Source organism: Streptomyces sp. NPDC045998 (genome assembly GCF_056430285.1).
The window spans coordinates 78,418-96,499 of the sequence record NZ_JBWKLJ010000017.1; the positions used below are offsets into that span (position 1 = coordinate 78,418).

At 72.3% G+C, this 18,082-nt stretch carries 17 protein-coding genes; 3 read left to right on the forward strand and 14 right to left on the reverse strand.

The genetic code is table 11. From position 1 onward, the window contains the following. Nucleotides 1-252: 252 nt before the first annotated feature. The 6 genes from hemB to AC07FJ_RS33195 form a co-directional block, all read right to left on the reverse strand. Nucleotides 253-1,245: a porphobilinogen synthase gene (gene hemB, locus AC07FJ_RS33170; RefSeq protein WP_479052886.1), complete on the reverse strand. Its 993-nt coding sequence runs from the start codon at nt 1,243-1,245 to the stop codon at nt 253-255. A 288-nt stretch (nt 1,246-1,533) separates the two neighbouring features. Continuing rightward, entirely contained in the window at nt 1,534-3,198 is a 1,665-nt protein-coding gene (locus AC07FJ_RS33175) for a bifunctional uroporphyrinogen-III C-methyltransferase/uroporphyrinogen-III synthase (RefSeq protein ID WP_479052887.1), read from the reverse strand. Beyond that, nucleotides 3,195-4,163 carry a hydroxymethylbilane synthase gene (gene hemC / locus AC07FJ_RS33180; protein WP_479052888.1) on the reverse strand — a complete coding sequence of 323 codons (969 nt, stop codon included), beginning with the start codon at nt 4,161-4,163 and terminating at the stop codon, nt 3,195-3,197. Before hemC ends, AC07FJ_RS33175 begins: the two co-directional genes overlap by 4 nt. Then, complete coding sequence (locus AC07FJ_RS33185; RefSeq protein WP_479052889.1) at nt 4,160-5,518, reverse strand: glutamyl-tRNA reductase; 1,359 nt, start codon at nt 5,516-5,518, stop codon at nt 4,160-4,162. Before AC07FJ_RS33185 ends, hemC begins: the two co-directional genes overlap by 4 nt. Continuing rightward, nucleotides 5,515-6,285, reverse strand: coding sequence for a redox-sensing transcriptional repressor Rex (locus AC07FJ_RS33190; protein ID WP_479052890.1), 771 nt, complete (start codon nt 6,283-6,285; stop codon nt 5,515-5,517). The genes AC07FJ_RS33185 and AC07FJ_RS33190 overlap by 4 nt, the downstream gene beginning before the upstream one ends. 288 nt (nt 6,286-6,573) lie before the next feature. Continuing rightward, nucleotides 6,574-6,852, reverse strand: coding sequence for a glutaredoxin family protein (locus tag AC07FJ_RS33195; protein WP_361428187.1), 279 nt, complete (start codon nt 6,850-6,852; stop codon nt 6,574-6,576). A 71-nt stretch (nt 6,853-6,923) separates the two neighbouring features. Here AC07FJ_RS33195 and AC07FJ_RS33200 point away from each other — a divergent pair, with 71 nt between their 5' ends. From AC07FJ_RS33200 to AC07FJ_RS33210, 3 genes are all read left to right on the forward strand, one after another. Next, the gene (locus AC07FJ_RS33200; protein WP_479052891.1) at nt 6,924-7,814 is read left to right on the forward strand and encodes an HAD family hydrolase; all 891 of its coding nucleotides are present in this window, start codon (nt 6,924-6,926) and stop codon (nt 7,812-7,814) included. A 1,013-nt stretch (nt 7,815-8,827) separates the two neighbouring features. Further along, nucleotides 8,828-9,607, forward strand: coding sequence for an ECF subfamily RNA polymerase sigma factor, BldN family (locus tag AC07FJ_RS33205; protein WP_361428183.1), 780 nt, complete (start codon nt 8,828-8,830; stop codon nt 9,605-9,607). 215 nt (nt 9,608-9,822) lie between these two features. Beyond that, nucleotides 9,823-11,010 carry a DUF5667 domain-containing protein gene (locus AC07FJ_RS33210; protein WP_479052892.1) on the forward strand — a complete coding sequence of 396 codons (1,188 nt, stop codon included), beginning with the start codon at nt 9,823-9,825 and terminating at the stop codon, nt 11,008-11,010. A 75-nt stretch (nt 11,011-11,085) separates the two neighbouring features. On the opposite strand, the gene AC07FJ_RS33215 is transcribed toward AC07FJ_RS33210, so the two are convergent. The 8 genes from AC07FJ_RS33215 to AC07FJ_RS33250 all read right to left on the reverse strand — a co-directional run bounded on the left by AC07FJ_RS33215 (nt 11,086) and on the right by AC07FJ_RS33250 (nt 17,967). Then, the gene (locus AC07FJ_RS33215; RefSeq protein ID WP_479052893.1) at nt 11,086-12,144 is read right to left on the reverse strand and encodes a lysophospholipid acyltransferase family protein; all 1,059 of its coding nucleotides are present in this window, start codon (nt 12,142-12,144) and stop codon (nt 11,086-11,088) included. 15 nt (nt 12,145-12,159) lie between these two features. Further along, complete coding sequence (locus tag AC07FJ_RS33220) at nt 12,160-13,284, reverse strand: NAD-dependent epimerase/dehydratase family protein (protein ID WP_479052894.1); 1,125 nt, start codon at nt 13,282-13,284, stop codon at nt 12,160-12,162. Nucleotides 13,285-13,446: 162 nt separating this feature from the next. Further along, nucleotides 13,447-13,545 (reverse strand): 30S ribosomal protein bS22, encoded by a 99-nt coding sequence (locus tag AC07FJ_RS33225; protein ID WP_003948845.1) that lies wholly within the window; start codon nt 13,543-13,545, stop codon nt 13,447-13,449. A gap of 151 nt (nt 13,546-13,696) precedes the next feature. Then, entirely contained in the window at nt 13,697-13,909 is a 213-nt protein-coding gene (locus tag AC07FJ_RS33230) for a helix-turn-helix domain-containing protein (protein WP_160159783.1), read from the reverse strand. Nucleotides 13,910-14,037: 128 nt separating this feature from the next. Beyond that, nucleotides 14,038-14,853, reverse strand: a complete 816-nt coding sequence (locus AC07FJ_RS33235; RefSeq protein WP_479052895.1) for a phosphatase — start codon at nt 14,851-14,853, stop codon at nt 14,038-14,040. A 90-nt stretch (nt 14,854-14,943) separates the two neighbouring features. Continuing rightward, nucleotides 14,944-16,119 (reverse strand): acetoin utilization protein AcuC, encoded by a 1,176-nt coding sequence (locus tag AC07FJ_RS33240; RefSeq protein ID WP_479052896.1) that lies wholly within the window; start codon nt 16,117-16,119, stop codon nt 14,944-14,946. Next, a complete protein-coding gene (locus AC07FJ_RS33245) occupies nt 16,088-17,266 on the reverse strand; it encodes an MFS transporter (RefSeq protein ID WP_479052897.1) in 1,179 nt (392 codons plus the stop codon). The genes AC07FJ_RS33240 and AC07FJ_RS33245 overlap by 32 nt, the downstream gene beginning before the upstream one ends. A gap of 56 nt (nt 17,267-17,322) precedes the next feature. Continuing rightward, complete coding sequence (locus AC07FJ_RS33250; protein ID WP_479052898.1) at nt 17,323-17,967, reverse strand: HAD family hydrolase; 645 nt, start codon at nt 17,965-17,967, stop codon at nt 17,323-17,325. Nucleotides 17,968-18,082: the final 115 nt, after the last annotated feature.

Below are 18,082 nucleotides of genomic sequence, written 5' to 3' on the forward strand. Positions count from 1 at the left end.
GGCGCGGGATACACACCTCGGCCGGCAACAGCTGCCCTGCAGGTGCAGCTGGTGTGGCTTGTTCGGGTGTGGCGCCCGGTGACATCACGTACTCTCGCCGCCCGGGAAGCGGCCCGGAAGAGAGATCGGCTGGACGGAACGGGCCCTGTCCGCTTGGGGCCTCGAAGTCCCCGCCCCGCGCACACGAAGAGGCCGCCAACCCCCCTTCAATCAAGGGGGATTGGCGGCATCACTCCAGGTGGTGCGGGCGGCCTACCGGAGCCGCTGAGCGACCTCCGTCGCCCAGTAGGTGAGGATCATCTGCGCACCCGCCCGGCGAATGCCGGTGAGGGTCTCCAGGATCGCCTTGTCGCGGTCGATCCAGCCCTTCTCCGCGGCGGCCTCGACCATCGCGTACTCACCGCTGATCTGGTACGCCGCGACCGGCACGTCCACCGCGTCCGCCACCTTCGCGAGGACGTCGAGGTACGGCCCGGCCGGCTTGACCATCACCATGTCGGCGCCCTCTTCGAGGTCGAGCGCCAACTCCCGCAGGGACTCGCGGACGTTCGCCGGGTCCTGCTGGTACGTCTTGCGGTCGCCGCGCAGCGAAGAGCCGACGGCCTCCCGGAAGGGCCCGTAGAAGGCCGACGAGTACTTCGCGGTGTACGCGAGGATCGCCACGTCCTCCTTGCCGATGGTGTCCAGCGCGTCGCGGATCACCCCGACCTGACCGTCCATCATCCCGCTGGGGCCCACCACGTGGACACCCGCGTCCGCCTGGACCTGCGCCATCTCGGCGTACCGCTCCAGCGTCGCGTCGTTGTCGACGCGCCCGTCCGCGTCCAGGGCGCCGCAGTGGCCGTGGTCGGTGTACTCGTCCAGGCAGAGGTCCGACATGATCACCAGGTCGTCCCCGACCTCGGCGCGCACGTCCCGGATGGCGACCTGGAGGATGCCGTCCGGGTCGGTCCCGGCGGTGCCGAGCCCGTCCTTCTTGGACTCCTCCGGCACGCCGAACAGCATGATCCCGGAGACCCCGGCCGCGGCCGCCTCCACGGCGGCCTTCCGCAGCGTGTCCCGCGTGTGCTGGACGACGCCGGGCATGGCCCCGATCGGCACCGGCTCGGTGACGCCCTCGCGTACGAACGCGGGCAGGATCAGATCGGCCGGATGCAGCCGCGTCTCCGCGACCATCCGCCGCATGACGGGAGTCGTCCGCAGCCGCCGCGGCCGCGCACCGGGAAAGGATCCGTACGAAGTCATGCGTCCACGCTACGCCCGCCCCGGGGGCGCTTTTGCCGACAGCCCGCCGGTCGCACGCGCCCCCACCCGGGCAGCCCCCGCCCCGATGCCCCACGCCGGACGGCCGGCCCCGCCCCACCGGGCCTCCCGCCCGTACCGCCGCCGCAGGCCCAGGCGTCGCGTACGGACCACGCGTACGCCCGCCAACGCCGACGGCCGGGCCCGCCCCCCTCGGGGACGCACCCGGCCGTGGCCGTACACACAGGGGCCGCTAGTACGCGCAGGGACCGCTGGTACGCGCAGGGACCGTCAGGTCGTACGGCGCCGCCGTGCGCCCGGCCGCCGCTCGCTCGGGCGCGTGACCGGGTCGCCGGCCTCCAGCGCCGCCTGACGGCGCCGTATGCCGAACTCCGCCAGCGCCTCCGCCAGCTTGTGCACCGACGGCTCCGGCGCCAGGACGTCCACGCGCAGCCCGTGCTCCTCCGCGGTCTTCGCGGTCGCCGGGCCGATGCAGGCGATCACCGTCACGTTGTGCGGCTTGCCCGCGATGCCGACCAGGTTCCGCACGGTCGACGACGACGTGAACAGCACCGCGTCGAAGCCACCGCCCTTGATCGCCTCGCGCGTCTCGGCCGGCGGCGGCGACGCGCGCACCGTCCGGTACGCGGTCACGTCGTCGACCTCCCACCCGAGCTCGATCAGCCCGGCCACCAGCGTCTCGGTGGCGATGTCGGCGCGCGGCAGGAAGACGCGGTCGATCGGGTCGAAGACCGGGTCGTACGGCGGCCAGTCCTCCAGCAGCCCGGCCGCGGACTGCTCGCCGCTCGGCACGAGGTCCGGCTTCACACCGAACTCGACCAGCGCCTTCGCGGTCTGCTCGCCCACCGCCGCGACCTTGATCCCGGCGAAGGCGCGGGCGTCGAGCCCGTACTCCTCGAACTTCTCGCGCACCGCCTTGACGGCGTTGACCGAGGTGAAGGCGATCCACTCGTAGCGGCCGGTGACCAGGCCCTTGACCGCGCGCTCCATCTGCTGCGGCGTGCGCGGCGGCTCGACGGCGATGGTCGGCACCTCGCTCGGCACCGCGCCGTAGGACCGCAGCTGGTCGGAGAGCGACGCCGCCTGCTCCTTCGTACGCGGTACGAGGACCTTCCAGCCGAACAGCGGCTTCGACTCGAACCACGCGAGCTGGTCGCGCTGGGCGGCGGCGCTGCGCTCACCGACCACGGCTATGACCGGCTGGCCCCCGTCCGGCGACGGCAGCACCTTCGCCTGCTTGAGCACCTGCGCGATCGAGCCCAGCGTCGCCGTCCACGTCCGCTGCCGCGTCGTCGTACCGGCGATGGTGACGGTCAGCGGGGTGTCGGGCTTACGGCCCGCCGACACCAGCTCACCGGCGGCGGCCGCCACGGAGTCGAGCGTCGTCGACACGACCACCGTCCCGTCGCTGGCGCCCACCTCCGTCCAGCACCGGTCGCCCGCGGTCCGGGCGTCGACGAAGCGCACGTCGGCGCCCTCGGCGTCGCGCAGCGGCACACCGGCGTACGCCGGCACACCCACCGCCGTGGCGACGCCCGGCACCACCTCGAAGGGGATGCCCTCGGCGGCGCACGCGAGCATCTCCGCGCCCGCGTTGCCGTCGAGCCCGGGGTCGCCGCTCACCGCACGGACGACCCGCTTGCCGCCCCGCGCGGCCTCCATGACAAGATTGGTCGCATCCCTCAACACGGGGACCCCGGCGGGCATTGACGCATCGTCAACAACCGCCAGCTCCGGCGTGCTCACGCCCGCCCGGGCATGGCCGCGTACGACATCGAGCACATCCGGCTCCGCGATGAGTACGTCAGCACCCGCCAGCGCCTCGACGGCGCGCAGTGTCAGCAGCCCCGGATCCCCGGGTCCGGCGCCCAGGAAGGTGACGTGCCCGCACGCGGAGAACGCCGAAGAAACCTTGGATGCAGTGGTGGGGCTCAAAGTGCTCGCTCCCCCATAAGACCAGCCGCACCCTTGGCGAGCATCTCGGACGCGAGTTCGCGACCGAGCGCGACGGCGTCGCCGTGCGACGTGGGTACGGGACCGGTGGTGGACAACTGCACCAGCGTGGAGCCGTCGGTCGTGCCGACGACGCCCCGCAGGCGCATCTCATGAACAACCTGCCCATCGGCCAGCAGGTCGGCCAGCGCACCCACGGGTGCGGAGCAGCCGGCCTCCAGGGCGGCGAGCAGGGACCGCTCGGCGGTCACGGCGGCCCGCGTGTGCGGGTCGTCGAGCCCGGCGAGCGCGGCGGCGAGGTCGGTGTTTGCCGCCGTGCACTCGATCGCCAGCGCCCCCTGACCGGGAGCGGGCAGAACGGTGTCGACCGACAGGAAGTCGGTCACCTCGTCGATACGCCCGATGCGGTTCAGCCCGGCCGCGGCGAGAACCACCGCGTCCAGCTCACCGCTCCGCACGTAGCCGACGCGCGTGTCGATGTTCCCCCGAATGGCGACACACTCGATCTCCATGCCGTGGGCGCGCGCGTACGCGTTGAGCTGCGCCATGCGCCGCGGCGAACCGGTGCCCACGCGGGCCCCGGCCGGCAGCTGCTCGAACCGCAGCCCGTCCCGGGCGACCAGCACGTCGCGCGGGTCCTCGCGGAGCGGGATCGCGGCGAGCACCAGGTCGTCCGGCTGCGCGGTCGGCAGGTCCTTCAGCGAGTGCACGGCGAAGTCCACGTCCCCGGCGAGCAGCGCCTCGCGCAGCGCCGTGACGAAGACGCCCGTCCCGCCGATCTGCGCCAGGTTCTCGCGGGAGACGTCGCCGTACGTGGTGATCTCCACGAGCTCCACGGGACGCCCGGTCAGCTGCCGCACCGCCTCCGCGACCTGCCCGGACTGGGCCATGGCGAGCTTGCTGCGCCTGGTCCCCAGCCTCAGTGCCCTCTGGGCCCTCTCGGTCATACTCGCCCTCGGTTCTTGAGATCGGCGTCGTTCACGTCGGCCCGGCTGACGGAGGCGACCGCCTCCGGGTCGAGGTCGAAGAGTGTGCGCAGCGCGTCCGCGTAGCCGGCGCCGCCGGGCTCGCTGGCGAGCTGCTTGACCCGCACGGTCGGCGCGTGGAGCAGCTTGTCCACCACGCGGCGCACGGTCTGGGTGATCTCGGCGCGCTGCTTCTCGTCGAGACCGGGCAGCCGCCCCTCCAGCCGGGCCATCTCCCCGGCCACCACGTCGGCGGCCATGGTGCGCAGGGCGACGACGGTCGGGGTGATGTGCGCGGCCCGCTGAGCGGCGCCGAAGGCGGCGACCTCGTCGGCGACGATGCCCCGCACCTGGTCCACGTCGGCGGCCATCGGCGCGTCCGCCGACGCCTCGGCGAGCGACTCGATGTCGACGAGCCGGACACCCATGAGCCGGTGCACGGCGGCGTCGATGTCACGCGGCATGGCGAGGTCGAGCAGCGCGAGCGGCGCACCCGTACGCCCGGCCACGGCGGCCTCGACGGCCGCCCCGGTCAGCACGAGGCCGGTGGCGCCGGTGCAGGACACGACGACGTCGGCACGTGTCAGTTCGTCGCTCACGGAGGCCATGGCCACGGCGCGCGCGGCCACGCCCGTGCCCCCGGGCTCGGTGAGGATCTGTACGAGGCGCTCGGCGCGCTCCGTCGTCCGGTTGGCGACGACCACCTCGTCGACGCCGGAGCGCGCGAGCGTGGCGGCGGCGAGCGAGGACATCGAACCGGCGCCGATGACCAGCGCCCGCTTGCCCTTGGCCCAGGTGTCCACCGGGGTGCCGGCCGCCAGCTGCTCGAGGCCGAAGGTGACGAGCGACTGCCCCGCCCGGTCGATACCGGTCTCGCTGTGCGCCCGCTTGCCGACCCGCAGCGCCTGCTGGAACAGGTCGTTCAGCAGCCGCCCGGCGGTGTGCAGCTCCTGGCCGCGCGCGAGGGCGTCCTTGATCTGGCCGAGGATCTGCCCCTCGCCGACGACCATGGAGTCCAGCCCGCACGCCACCGAGAAGAGGTGGTGGACGGCCCGGTCCTCGTAGTGCACGTACAGGTACGGGGTGAGCTCCTCCAGCCCCACCCCGCTGTGCTGGGCGAGCAGTGTGGACAGCTCGGCGACGCCCGCGTGGAACTTGTCCACGTCGGCGTAGAGCTCGATGCGGTTGCAGGTGGCCAGGATGGCGGCCTCGACGGCCGGCTCGGCGGCGAGGGCGTCCTGGAGCAGCTTGCTCTGCGTGTCGGGGGCCAGGGCGGCCCGCTCCAGCACGCTGACGGGCGCGCTGCGGTGGCTGAGTCCGACGACGAGGAGGCTCATGCCGGCATCACGGCGGGCATGTCCCCGTCAGGTCCCTTGCGTCCGTCGACCGGGGCGGTGGCGGCGGCGCCGCGCACCACGGGGGGCACCGGCGCGCCCGGCTCCTCGCCGGCCTTGCGCTGCTCGTGGAAGGCGAGGATCTGCAGCTCGATGGAGAGGTCCACCTTGCGCACGTCCACGCCGTCGGGCACCGACAGCACGGTCGGCGCGAAGTTCAGGATGGAGGTCACCCCGGCCGCGACGAGCCGGTCGCAGACCTGCTGGGCCGCGCCCGCGGGCGTGGCGATGACACCGATCGACACGCCGTTCTCGTCGACGATCTTCTCCAGGTCGTCGATGTGCTGCACCGCGATGCCCGCGACCGGCTTGCCGACCATGGCCGGGTCGGCGTCGATCAGCGCGGCGACGCGGAAGCCACGGGAGGCGAAGCCGCCGTAGTTGGCGAGGGCGGCGCCGAGGTTACCGATGCCGACCATGACGATCGGCCAGTCCTGGGTGAGCCCGAGCTCGCGGGAGATCTGGTAGACGAGGTACTCGACGTCGTACCCGACACCGCGCGTCCCGTACGAACCGAGGTAGGAGAAGTCCTTGCGCAGCTTCGCGGAATTGACCCCCGCCGCCGCCGCGAGCTCCTCGGAGGAGACCGTCGGTACGGAGCGCTCCGACAGTGCGGTGAGCGCCCGCAGATACAGCGGAAGCCTGGCGACGGTGGCCTCGGGGATTCCTCGGCTACGGGTCGCCGGTCGGTGTGTTCGGCCAGTTGCCACGGTGCTCCTGCGGGATGAGCGGGGCTGCAGGCGGCCATGCGTACCGAGGCCGCCCCGTCGACAGCAGGCTATGTCTTTGTGAACGCGTGCACAAAGATGGTGTCCCTTTTGTCCGGCCAAAGTGACCGGGGTCACGCGATCCGATCGCGCCGCCCCGGAACCGAGGGCGCGCTCAGCCCGTTGGGAACACGAAGGGGGCAAGACGGTTCACACTCCTCACGGCTCCGCCCCCGAAACCCAACAAAACGCACACGATGGTAACCGCCCTTTCCGGTCACCCGCCGTGCCTCAGCCTCCGAGCTCGCGCCGCAGCCGCGCCGCGTCCACCTTCCAGAAGGTGTGCTGCTCACCGTCCACCAGCACCACCGGGATCTGCTCCCAGTAGGCGCGGTGGAGCTCCTCGTCCTGGAGGATGTCCTTCTCCTCCCACACGGCGCCCGTCTCGGCGCAGACCCGCTCGATCACCGCCCGCGCGTCATCGCACAGATGACACCCGGGCTTCCCGATCAGCGTCACCGTCCGCGGACCGCCGGCCTTCTTCGTACGTCGCCCGAACATGCCCCCCATTCTCCTTCCGTTCACGCTGTGGCGGCCCCCACGAGGCGGGAAGGACCGAACACAGTGGCTATGCTCACGGCATGGCCGCACTGGGATGGCTCACCCCTCGCAGGCGCTCCGCCACCGCGCGCAGTGTGCTGGCAGGCGAAGCGTCGGCCGAGGCCGCCCGTAAGACCTCACAGGAGTTCCCCGTCCACGGGGACGAGCGCGCGGCGGCCTTCTTCGACCTCGACAACACCGTGATGCAGGGCGCCGCCCTCTTCCACTTCGGCCGGGGCCTGTACAAGCGGAAGTTCTTCCAGCGCCGCGAGCTGGCCCGGTTCGCCTGGCAGCAGGCCTGGTTCCGGCTCGCCGGGGTCGAGGACCCCGAGCACATGCAGGACGCCCGGGAGAGCGCCCTGTCCATCGTCAAGGGCCACCGCGTCTCCGAGCTGATGACCATCGGCGAGGAGATCTACGACGAGTACATGGCCGACCGCATCTGGCCCGGCACCCGCGCCCTCGCCCAGGCGCACCTCGACGCCGGCCAGAAGGTCTGGCTGGTCACGGCCGCCCCCGTCGAAACCGCGACGATCATCGCCCGGCGCCTCGGCCTGACCGGCGCGCTCGGCACGGTCGCCGAGTCCGTCGACGGCGTGTACACCGGCAAGCTCGTCGGCGAGCCCCTCCACGGCCCCGCCAAGGCCGAGGCGGTCCGCGCCCTGGCCGCCGCGGAGGGCCTGGACCTTTCGCGCTGCGCCGCGTACAGCGACAGCCACAACGACATCCCGATGCTCTCGCTGGTCGGGCACCCGTACGCGATCAACCCCGACACCAAGCTGCGCAGGTACGCGCGCGAGCGCGAGTGGCGCCTGCGCGACTACCGCACGGGCCGCAAGGCCGCGAAGGTCGGCATCCCCGCGGCCGCGGGCGTCGGCGCCCTCGCCGGCGGCACCGCCGCCGCGGTGGCCCTAAGCCGCCGCCGCCGCTGACCCACGGCACCCACGGAGGCGGCGCGGAGGCACTTGGGCGTTTAGGGACGCAGCCCGGCGGCGCCAAGCTGCCGCGTGCCGAGCGCCCGAGCGCACCCCTCCGGCGGCCAGGAGCACCTGGTCGTCCAGGGACGCAGCCGGGCGGCGCGAGGCTGCCCCGTGCCGAGCGTCTGGGGCGCACCCCTCCGGCGGCGCGAAGCTGCCGCCTACCGGCGGCGCGGAACAGCTGGGCGCCCGGGGGCGCACCCCGGCGGCGCGGAGCCGCCGCGTGCCGAGCGCGTCCGAGGCACGACTCCCCGGGGGGCGAGGGGCCTACGGGCTTGCAGGGACTGGATGTCCCGGGGGGCACCCCGGCGGCGCGGAGCCGCCGCCTACCGACGGCTCGCAGCAGCTGAGCGTCCGGAGCACGGCCGACCCGACTGTGCGGCATACCGAACGCCCAAGGCGCCCCCCTCCGCCGGAGCCGCCGCCTGCCGAGCGTCCGGGGCGCGACCCTCCGGCGCCGGCAGCTGCCGCCCAGCGGGCGTCCCAGGTGCAGGCCCCGGCGGCGCGAAGCTGCCGCTCGCCGGGCGGGGCGTGGGGGCATCGGCCCCCATAAGCCCTCCCCGCCAGGGGCCCGGGGCGCAGCCACGGTTTCGGGAAGGGGCGGGGTGGGGGAACGCCCCCGGGGCGGCACCGGGGCGCCGACCCCCGTGGCCGCGCGAGTCGCGGCCAAACCGGGGTCTTACCCGCGCCGCCCCCACCCCAGTCCCCCACCCCCGCACTCGACCACAACACACCCCCACCCCACCCACATCCGAAACCGATCCGATCAATTAACGGTCACCAAGTGCGACTTGATCAGCCCCCTAGACGTCACAGAAGCGACTGAATCGATGATTTGAGCAACTCGGTGTAGCGCTCCCTGCACGAAGCGTTATTCTCCTCAGACGCATACGGAACCCTCATACGTCGCTACGACGGGTGAACGGTTCCGCACTGCACGTGATGGAAGCTCTGCCTCTGGGAGTCCCGTGTACCCACACGTCGGGGTTGACGCCTCGGGCCTGGCTACGCTCCGCGCAACGGTCCTCGACCACCTGCGCGGCTTCGTCCCCACCGCGTACGCCGTCCCCGCCTTCGCCGTACCGGCACCCGCCGGCCCCTGCTATGCCCTCGCCGACGGCGGTCCCGCCGTCGGAAGAAGGGGTGGCCGGGGCGGAGCGGGCACCTCGACCACCGCGCGCCGGCCCACCGCCGACAGCGACAGCGCCCGCATGATGGACCTGGTCGAGCGCGCCCAGGCGGGCGAGGCCGAGGCCTTCGGCCGCCTGTACGACCAGTACAGCGACACCGTCTACCGCTACATCTACTACCGCGTCGGCGGAAAGGCGACGGCCGAAGACCTGACCAGCGAGACGTTCCTCCGCGCCCTGCGCCGCATCTCGACCTTCACCTGGCAGGGACGCGACTTCGGAGCCTGGCTGGTCACCATCGCTCGCAATCTGGTCGCCGACCACTTCAAGTCGAGCCGATTCAGGCTCGAAGTGACCACAGGCGAAATGCTCGACGCCAACGAGGTCGAACGCAGCCCGGAGGACTCCGTCCTGGAGTCCCTCTCCAACGCCGCGCTCCTGGAGGCCGTCCGCAAGCTGAACCCCCAGCAGCAGGAGTGCGTCACCCTGCGCTTCCTCCAGGGCCTCTCGGTCGCCGAGACCGCGCGCGCGATGGGCAAGAACGAAGGCGCGATCAAGACCCTCCAGTACCGCGCGGTGCGCACCCTCGCGCGCCTGCTCCCCGACGACGCCCGCTGACCGCACGACACCTTCCGTGAGGGCGCGAGCACGCACTGGTCGGATCATCTTTCGTCCGTAACCCAGGTGCCGCGACGCTCGTTGTGCGGGATGCAGGCTCCCTATGGTCACACCCTGACCGCACCCACTCACTCGTTCGTGTGGATGCGCTCAAGGTGTGCAACCTTCCCGCCCTTCCGGGGAGTCGACCGTGATGACGAGAGGAGGTGCCGCCAGTGATCGCGAACGTATCGGCGCACCGGCGGGCGAACGCCTTCGCCCAGGCCCTGGAAGATCAGGCGGCCGAGCAGCCCGACGCGTCGGCCGAACCGACCGAGCGTGGGCGACTGTTGGCCCTGGCGAGCGGTCTCGGCAAGCTGCCGAAGCCGGAGTTGGACCCCGAAGTCAAAACCGTGCAGCGAGCCCAGCTGGTCGCCGCCATGGAGGCGATGGTCGCCGAGGGGGGTGCGTCCGCGGGCCCTACCGTGCCGGAGCAGCGGACGTCGTCGGGGCGGGGGGCCCACCGGGCCACCGCGCTCCGGAAGTTGCGCCCACGCTCCCGCTGGTCGAAGGGGCTCGCCGCCGGCGGCCTCACGGTCGGAGTGGCCGCGGGGGCCTTCAGCGGGGTCGCCGCTGCCAGTTCCGACGCCCTCCCGGGTGATTCGCTGTACGGGCTGAAGCGTGGCATGGAGGACCTCAAGCTCGGCCTCGCCGACGACGAGGCCGACCGCGGCGAGCTCTACCTGGACCAGGCGTCCACCCGCCTCAGCGAGGCCCGCCGCCTCATGGAGCGGGGCCGCTCCGGCGTCCTGGACCACGAGTCGCTGAACGAGATCCGCCGCGCCCTCAACGGCATGCAGCACGACGCCGCCGAGGGCCACCGCCTGCTGCGCATCGCGTACGAACGGGACGGCACCATCGCGCCGATGGCCACGCTCGACTCGTTCGCCCGCAACCACCGCGAGGCGTGGCACGGCCTGCGCGACCGGCTCCCTCCCCAGCTCACCGACGTACGCGACCAGGTGAGTTCCGTCTTCGCCGCCATAGACGAAGAGGTCGGCCCGCTGCAGTCCAAGCTGCCGCGCGTCCCGGAGGAGAAGGACGGCCGCGCTCCCTCCGGCACCCACAGCGGCCCCCAGGACTCGAGCCGCCCCGGCAGCCCGTCGCACGAGTCCCCGTCCGCGCCGGAATCCCGCCCCTCGGGCGGCCCCGGCAAGCCGGGCCCGTCCGGCTCCGGCTCGGGCTCCGCGCAGGACGACGGCCTGCTCGGCGGCAACACGGGCGGGCTCCTGGAGCCCGACCCGACGACACCGCCGCCCGACGCGAGCCAGGAGCCATCCGCACCGGCTCCCGACGTCACCATCCCCCCGCTGCTCCCCGGCATCCTCCCGGGCCTCGGCATCGACGAGCAGGACGCGCGGTAGGACATGCGATAGGACGAAGGTGGGGCGCCTCTCGGACACGAGGGCGCCCCACTCTCGTACGTACGCGCGTACGCGCTAGAAGAACACCGACCGCCGCTGCACCAGCAGCTTGTACAGCGTGTGCTGGATCTGCTCCCGGACCTGGTCCGTCAGGTTGAACATCAGCATCGGGTCCTCCGCCGCCTCCGGCGGATAGCCGTCGGTCGGGATCGGCTCGCCGAACTGGATCGTCCACTTCGTCGGCAGGGGCAGCGCGCCCAGGGGCCCCAGCCAGGGGAACGTCGGCGTGAGCGGGAAGTACGGGAAGCCGAGCAGCCGCGCGAGCGTCTTCGCGTTGCCGATCATCGGGTAGATCTCCTCCGCGCCCACGATCGAGCACGGCACGATCGGCACCCCGGCCCGCAGTGCCGTCGACACGAAGCCGCCCCGCCCGAACCGCTGCAGCTTGTACCGCTCACCGAAGGGCTTCCCGATGCCCTTGAAGCCCTCCGGCATCACCCCGACGACCTCGCCGCGCCGCAGCAAGCGCTCGGCGTCCTCCGCGCACGCCAGCGTGTGCCCGGCCTTCCGGGCCAGCTCGTTCACGACCGGCAGCACGAACACCAGATCGGCGGCGAGCAGCCGCAGATGGCGCCCGGCCGGGTGGTGGTCGTGGACGGCGACCTGCATCATCAGGCCGTCCAGCGGAAGTACTCCCGAGTGGTTCGCCACCACCAGGGCTCCGCCCTCGGCCGGGATGTTCTCCACGCCCTTCACCTCGACGCGGAAGTACTTCTCGTACAGCGGCCGGAGAAGCGACATCAGGACCTGGTCCGTCAGCTCCTCGTCGAAACCGAACTCGTCGACCTCGTACTCACCGGTGATGCGCCGCCGCAGGAAGGCCAGCCCGCCCGCGAGCCGCCGCTCCCAGTCGCCACCGGCCGCCGAGCCCCCCGGAGCCGGAGCGTCGTCCCCGGCCTCCTCGGCCTCCTCGGCCTCCTCGGGCCCGTACGACCCCGGCAGCGGGCTCACCGGGGCCGGCTCGCCCCTCCGTCGGGCACCACCGCCCAGCAGCGGACGCCGACGCGCCGGCCGGGGGGCCGCACCCGCGCGCGAACGGTCGTCGTCGAAGGGAATGACCTTGGCGTCCGCCATCGTTGCTCGCGCTCCTTAATCGGCTTCGGCGCTTGTCGTCGTCTTCGTCTTCGTATCCGGCCTCGTATCCGGCTTCGTATCCGGCTTCGTATCCGGCTTCTGCTTCGCACCGCTCAGGAGCGGCGACGCGGCGATCCGGTCGACCGCACCGGCCACGGCCTCCGGCGGCAGCAGCCCGGGGCCCCGGCTGCGCGCGAAGTCCGCGAAGGCCTGGGCGGTGGTGTACGCGGGCTCGAACCCGAGCGTCTCGCGCATCTGCACCGTACTGACCACCCTGCCGTGTGTCAGCAGCCTGATCTGCTCCGGTGAGAAGTCCGTCACACCCACCGTGCGCAGCGCCGTACCGACCCACCTGACGGCCGGCAGCAGTACCGGCACGGTGGGCCGCCCCAGCCGCCGCGAGCACTGAGAGAGCGTCAGTACGCCGTCGCCGGCGATGTTGAACGTCCCGCTGTTCAGCGTGGCCCGCCGCGGCTCGTGCGAGGCGATCCGCAGGACGTCGACGACATCCTCCTCGTGGACGAACTGGAGCCTCGGGTCGTACCCGAAGACCGTGGGCAGGACGGGCAGCGAGAAGTACTCGGCGAGCGGCGAGTCCGCGCCGGGCCCCAGGATGTTCGCGAAGCGCAGCACGCACACCGCCACGTCCGGGCGCCGCCGCGCGAAGCCGCGCACGTACCCCTCGACCTCGACGACGTCCTTGGCGAAGCCTCCGCTCGGGAGCGACTTCGGCGGCGTCGTCTCGGTGAAGACCGCCGGGTCGCGGGGCGCCGAGCCGTACACGCTCGTGCTGGACTTCACCACCAGCCGGCGGATCGTCGGCGACTTCTGGCACGCGCCGAGCAGCTGCATCGTGCCGATGACGTTGGTCTCCTTGACCGCCGTCCGGCCCCCGCTGCCCAGCGGCTGGCCCGTGACGTCCAGATGGACGACGGTGTCGACCGCGTGCTCGGCCAGTACGCGCCCGATGCCGGGCTGCCGGATGTCGGCGCGGACGAACTCCGCCGCGCCCAGCCGGTGCGGAGGATCGACGGCGTCGACACCGATCACCCGGTCCACGCCGGGGTCCTGCTGGATGCGCCGTACGAAGCGGCCGCCGAGCTTCCGGGCCACCCCGGTGACGAGCACGACCTTCCCCAAGATCAGCGCCTTCCGTTCGGTCCTGTTCGCCTACGCGCCACCGTAGCGTTTCACCCTCGCGGTGTGACGACCGCCGCACTCTCCCGCCCACGGCCGAAAACACCGCGGCCCTCCCACCGGAACCGGTGGGAGGGCCGCGAATGCCGCACGTACAGCCGTCGCTTACTTCTTGTTGCGACGCTGAACGCGGGTGCGCTTGAGCAGCTTGCGGTGCTTCTTCTTGGCCATCCGCTTACGCCGCTTCTTGATAACAGAGCCCACGACTACCCTCGCTCACTTCTCGGAACACCCCCGCGCCAGCGGGGATCTCGGTGCGGGGCGTCTGGGCCCACACGACCTACGTCGGCCTAGCCTACCCGGCCGAGCGACGAGCTTGTAATCCGAGGGCTCGTGGAGTGCCCTTCGCGCCCCGCTACGCGGTTTCCACCCCCACGAAAGACTCTCGCAGGTACTCGTGAACCGCTTGCTCCGGCACCCGGAAAGACCTGCCCACCCGGATGGCCGGCAGATGACCGCTGTGCACCAAGCGGTACACGGTCATCTTCGACACTCGCATCACCGCGGCGACTTCCGCCACGGTCAGGAACTTGACCTCGTTGAGAGGCCTTTCGCCAGCAGCAGCCATGACCCACCTGTACCTTCCGCACACGACGCCCACCGGCTTCCCCTCCGGTGACTCTTCGTCGTTGTGCGCTCACTCCCCAGAGTAGGGGCGGGTGATGCGAGTGGGGAAGAGGAGCTGCCATCGGCCCCCTACTGTGACAGACACGCCCGATTGAGTACATAGCGAGTAAGCGGCCGGTAGTAAGCGGACCGCACACCGTCATCGAGCGGAACGGCCACGGACACCCGTCCCTCCGCTTCTCCGACGAACAGCGCGGGGTCGTCCGCATCGGCCAGACCGATGGCCTCGAACCCCAGCTGACCTGCTCCGCAGACCCATCCGTGGTCCCCGACGACCAGGTCCGGCAGCCCCCTTCCGCCCTCCGCCGCGGCCTCCAGAGCGGCCCTGACCGGGAGGGGGGAGTGCGTGTGTGCGCCGGTCTCACAACCGGCGCCTTCGGCCCCGGGTTCCCGCACCAGCGCGACTCCCCGTACGTAGTCCACGGTGTACGTACGTACGCCAAACCGGGTCGTTATGTCGACACATCTCCCCTGCGCGGGTGTGAGAACGGTGCATCCCACCGCCGACAAAGCGTCTGCCAACCCGGCGTAGAACCCGAGCAGACGGTGCGGGTGCCCGGTCCCGAACAGCACCGCACCCCGCCGGGAGGCCACCTCCGCGATCCGCGCCGCGAACGCGTCCAGCGCGCTCAGCGTCCGCTCCGGATCGATGACGTCGAGCCCGGACCGGTGAGCGGGATCCGCGGAGACCCCGCACCTGTCCGCCATGAGCCGCAGCACCTCGCGCTCGCTCCACCCGCCGTCGGGGTCGAGCCCCAGCGTGACGCGCGGATCCCGGGCCGCGAACAGCCGGTAGTTGCGCAGACTCCGCTCCCGCGCGGTGGCCACCGTCCCGGCCAGCCCCGAAGCCACCAGATGCGCCCGGAGCGCCTCCACACTCAGCACCCTCCCGATGCTGCCGCACCCCGGCCGCCCGAGCGCCGAAACGCATCCGGGCTCCCACCGTTGGCGTAACCCCGCCACGCCGAGGCGCTTCTACGCCAGCAGCCCCCGCAGCGGGAACACCGCGCGCCGCGTCGCCAGCACCGCCTGGTCCAGCCGGTCCGCCGGGTCGTACCCCTCGTCCCAGGAGCGCCACTCCACCGGCCACCGGCCGTCCGTCATCCGGCCCGGCGCCAACTGCCGCGTCCGCGCGTACACCTCGTCCCGCCACGACGAGGGGATGACCGACTCCGGCTCCACCGGCGCCCCCGCCGCGATGCCCACCAGGTGCGTCCACGACCGCGGCACCACGTCCACCACCGCGTAACCGCCTCCGCCGAGCGCGACCCACCGCCCCTCGGCGTACGCGTGCGCCAGGTCGTGGCAGGCGGCCTGCACCGCCCGCTGCGCGTCCAGCGACACCGCCAGGTGCGCCAGCGGGTCCTCGAAGTGCGTATCGGCCCCGTGCTGCGTCACCAGCACCTGCGGCCGGAAGTCCGCCAGCAGCTCGGGCACCACCGCGTGGAACGCCCGCAGCCACCCCGCGTCCCCGGTCCCGGCCGGCAGCGCCACGTTCACCGCGGTCCCCTCCGCCTCGCCGGTCCCACCGGTCTCCTCAGGCCATCCGGTCCCCGGGAACAGCGTCCGCGGGTGCTCGTGCAGCGAGATGGTCAGCACCCGCGGGTCGTCCCGGAAGGCGGCCTGTACGCCGTCCCCGTGGTGCACGTCCACATCCACGTACGCGACCCGCTCCGCCCCCAGCTCCAGCAGCCGGGCGATGGCGAGCGACGCGTCGTTGTAGATGCAGAAACCCGCCGCGGAGCCCGGCATCGCGTGGTGCAGGCCGCCCGCGAAGTTCACCGCGTGCGCGGCCTCGCCCCGCCACACCGCCTCCGCCGCGCCCACCGACTGGCCGGCGATGAGCGCCGACGCCTCGTGCATCCCCGCGAACGCCGGATCGTCCATGGTGCCGAGCCCGTACGCCTGGTCCGCCGCCTTCGGGTCCGCCGACGCCGCCCGTACGGCCGCCACGTAGTCCTCGCGGTGCACAAGCCGCAGCGTGGAGTCCCCGGCCGGCTTGGCCGCCACCACGTCCACCGCACGGTCCAGGCCGTACGCCCGCACCAGACCCATGGTCAGCGCGAGCCGCACCGGGTCCATCGGGTGGCTCGGCCCGAAGTCGTAACGGGTTACTGCGTCATCCCACATCAACAGTGCGCGGCCGCTCATGCCCGCCACCGTATCGGTCCCGTTCAACGCCGAACGACCGGGCATACCGGAGCGTCACCAGCACCAACACCATCGGCACCAGCATCGCCCCGCGGTACGTCCAGGCCTCGCCGAGTGCCCCGACCAGCGGCGAACCGACCAGGAACCCGACGTAGTTGAAGACGTTGAGCCGCGCCACCTCCGCGTCCCCCCGCGCGGCCGCGAACGTCTGCGGCACCACCACGCTCAGGCCCAGCCCCAGCACCGTGAACCCGGCCACCCCGGCCCACGCACCGGGCGCCCCGGCCACCATCCCGAAGCCGGCCGCCGCGAGCAGCACCCCGCCCCGCACCACGCCCACGGCCCCGAACCGCCGCACCCCGAGGTCCCCGACCGCCCGCCCGAGCAGCGTCGTCACCATGTAGGCGTTGTACGGGACGGTCGCCAGCGCCTCCGAACCGCCCAGCACGTCCGTCAGGTACGTGGCGCTCCAGTTCGCCACCGTGGCGTCCCCGATGTACGCGAACGTCATCACGAGGCACAGCGGCACCAGGAGCCCCGTCGGCCGGCCTGTCGCGCCGCTGTCGGCCTGCCGCTCCCCGCCCATGTACCACCGGCTCGCCATCAGCGCCGCGGGCAGCAGCACGGCCACCACGGACCCGTACGCCGACCCCAGCTCCAGCCCCCGGCGCACCGAGTCCCACGCGAGCGAGGCGCCCACGATCCCGCCGAGGCTGTACGCCGCGTGGAAGCCGAGCATGATGCTGCGGCCGTACGCGCGCTGGAGGCCGACGCCCAGCATGTTCATGGAGGCGTCCAACGCGCCGACCGCCAGCCCGAACACCCCGAGCGCGACGGCGACGTGCCACATCCGGTCCCCGGCCCCGACGGCGACGAGCGCCGACAGCACCACCGGCTGCACCCACCGGAGCACGACGGCCGGCGTCGCCGCGCGCCGCACCAGCGTGCCCGTGACCACGCTCCCCACCCCGGCGAGGACGGGGACGGCCGCCAGGAAGACCGGGAGCAGGGCGTCGGATATCCCGTACCGGTCCTGGATGGCGGGGATACGCGTCACCAGCAGCGCGAAGGTCACTCCCTGCACGAAGAAGCAGACCGCGAGCGAGCCGCGCCCGCGCCGTAACGGCGTCGATCCCCTGTCCGCCATGGCGGCACAGCCTAGGGCGCCCCCCTACCGCTGGGTAGATCGCTGGCACCAGTAGGTCATACGAGGAGCGCGGGCAGCCGGCTCATGTCGTCGAAGCAGCCCGTGACCCCCGCCAGCCGCTCCGCGGGGGTCATCGCGGTGAACCCGTACACGTCCATCCCGGCCGCGAGCGCCGCCTGCACGCCGAGGGGGCTGTCCTCCACCACGACGCACCGCTCGGGGGCGACGCCCATCCGCTCGGCGGCGTACAGGAAGAGGTCCGGCGCCGGCTTGCCCTGTCCCACGTCCTGCGCGCTGAAGACGGTGTCCTCCGGGAACCAGAGGTCCAGCCCCGTCTTCCGGTGCCCGACCCGGATCCGCTCGTGGCTCCCGGACGACGCCACGCAGTACCGCACCCCGTCCGCCACGAGCTTCCCCAGCACCTCCGTCACACCGGCGACCGCCTCCAGCTCGCGCTCGAACGCCGCGAAGACGCGGGCGTGCAACGTCGTGTCGAACTCTTCCGGCAGCCGCTGCCCGGTCCGCTCCAGGATCACGTCATGCACCCGGTGCACGGCGGCCCCCATGTAGTCCCTGAGCGAGTCCTCGTACGAGGTCGGGTGCCCGAGCTCGGTCAGGTAGCCGGCGAGGATGGTGTTGGAAAGGTACTCACTGTCGACGAGTACACCGTCGTTGTCGAAGATCACCAGTTCATAGCGCATGGAGCCACCTTAGAAGGCGGTGAACGCAGAAAAGCCCCGCACCAGAAGGTGCGGGGCTTTCCCCAAAAATTGTTCGGCGGCGTCCTACTCTCCCACAGGGTCCCCCCTGCAGTAC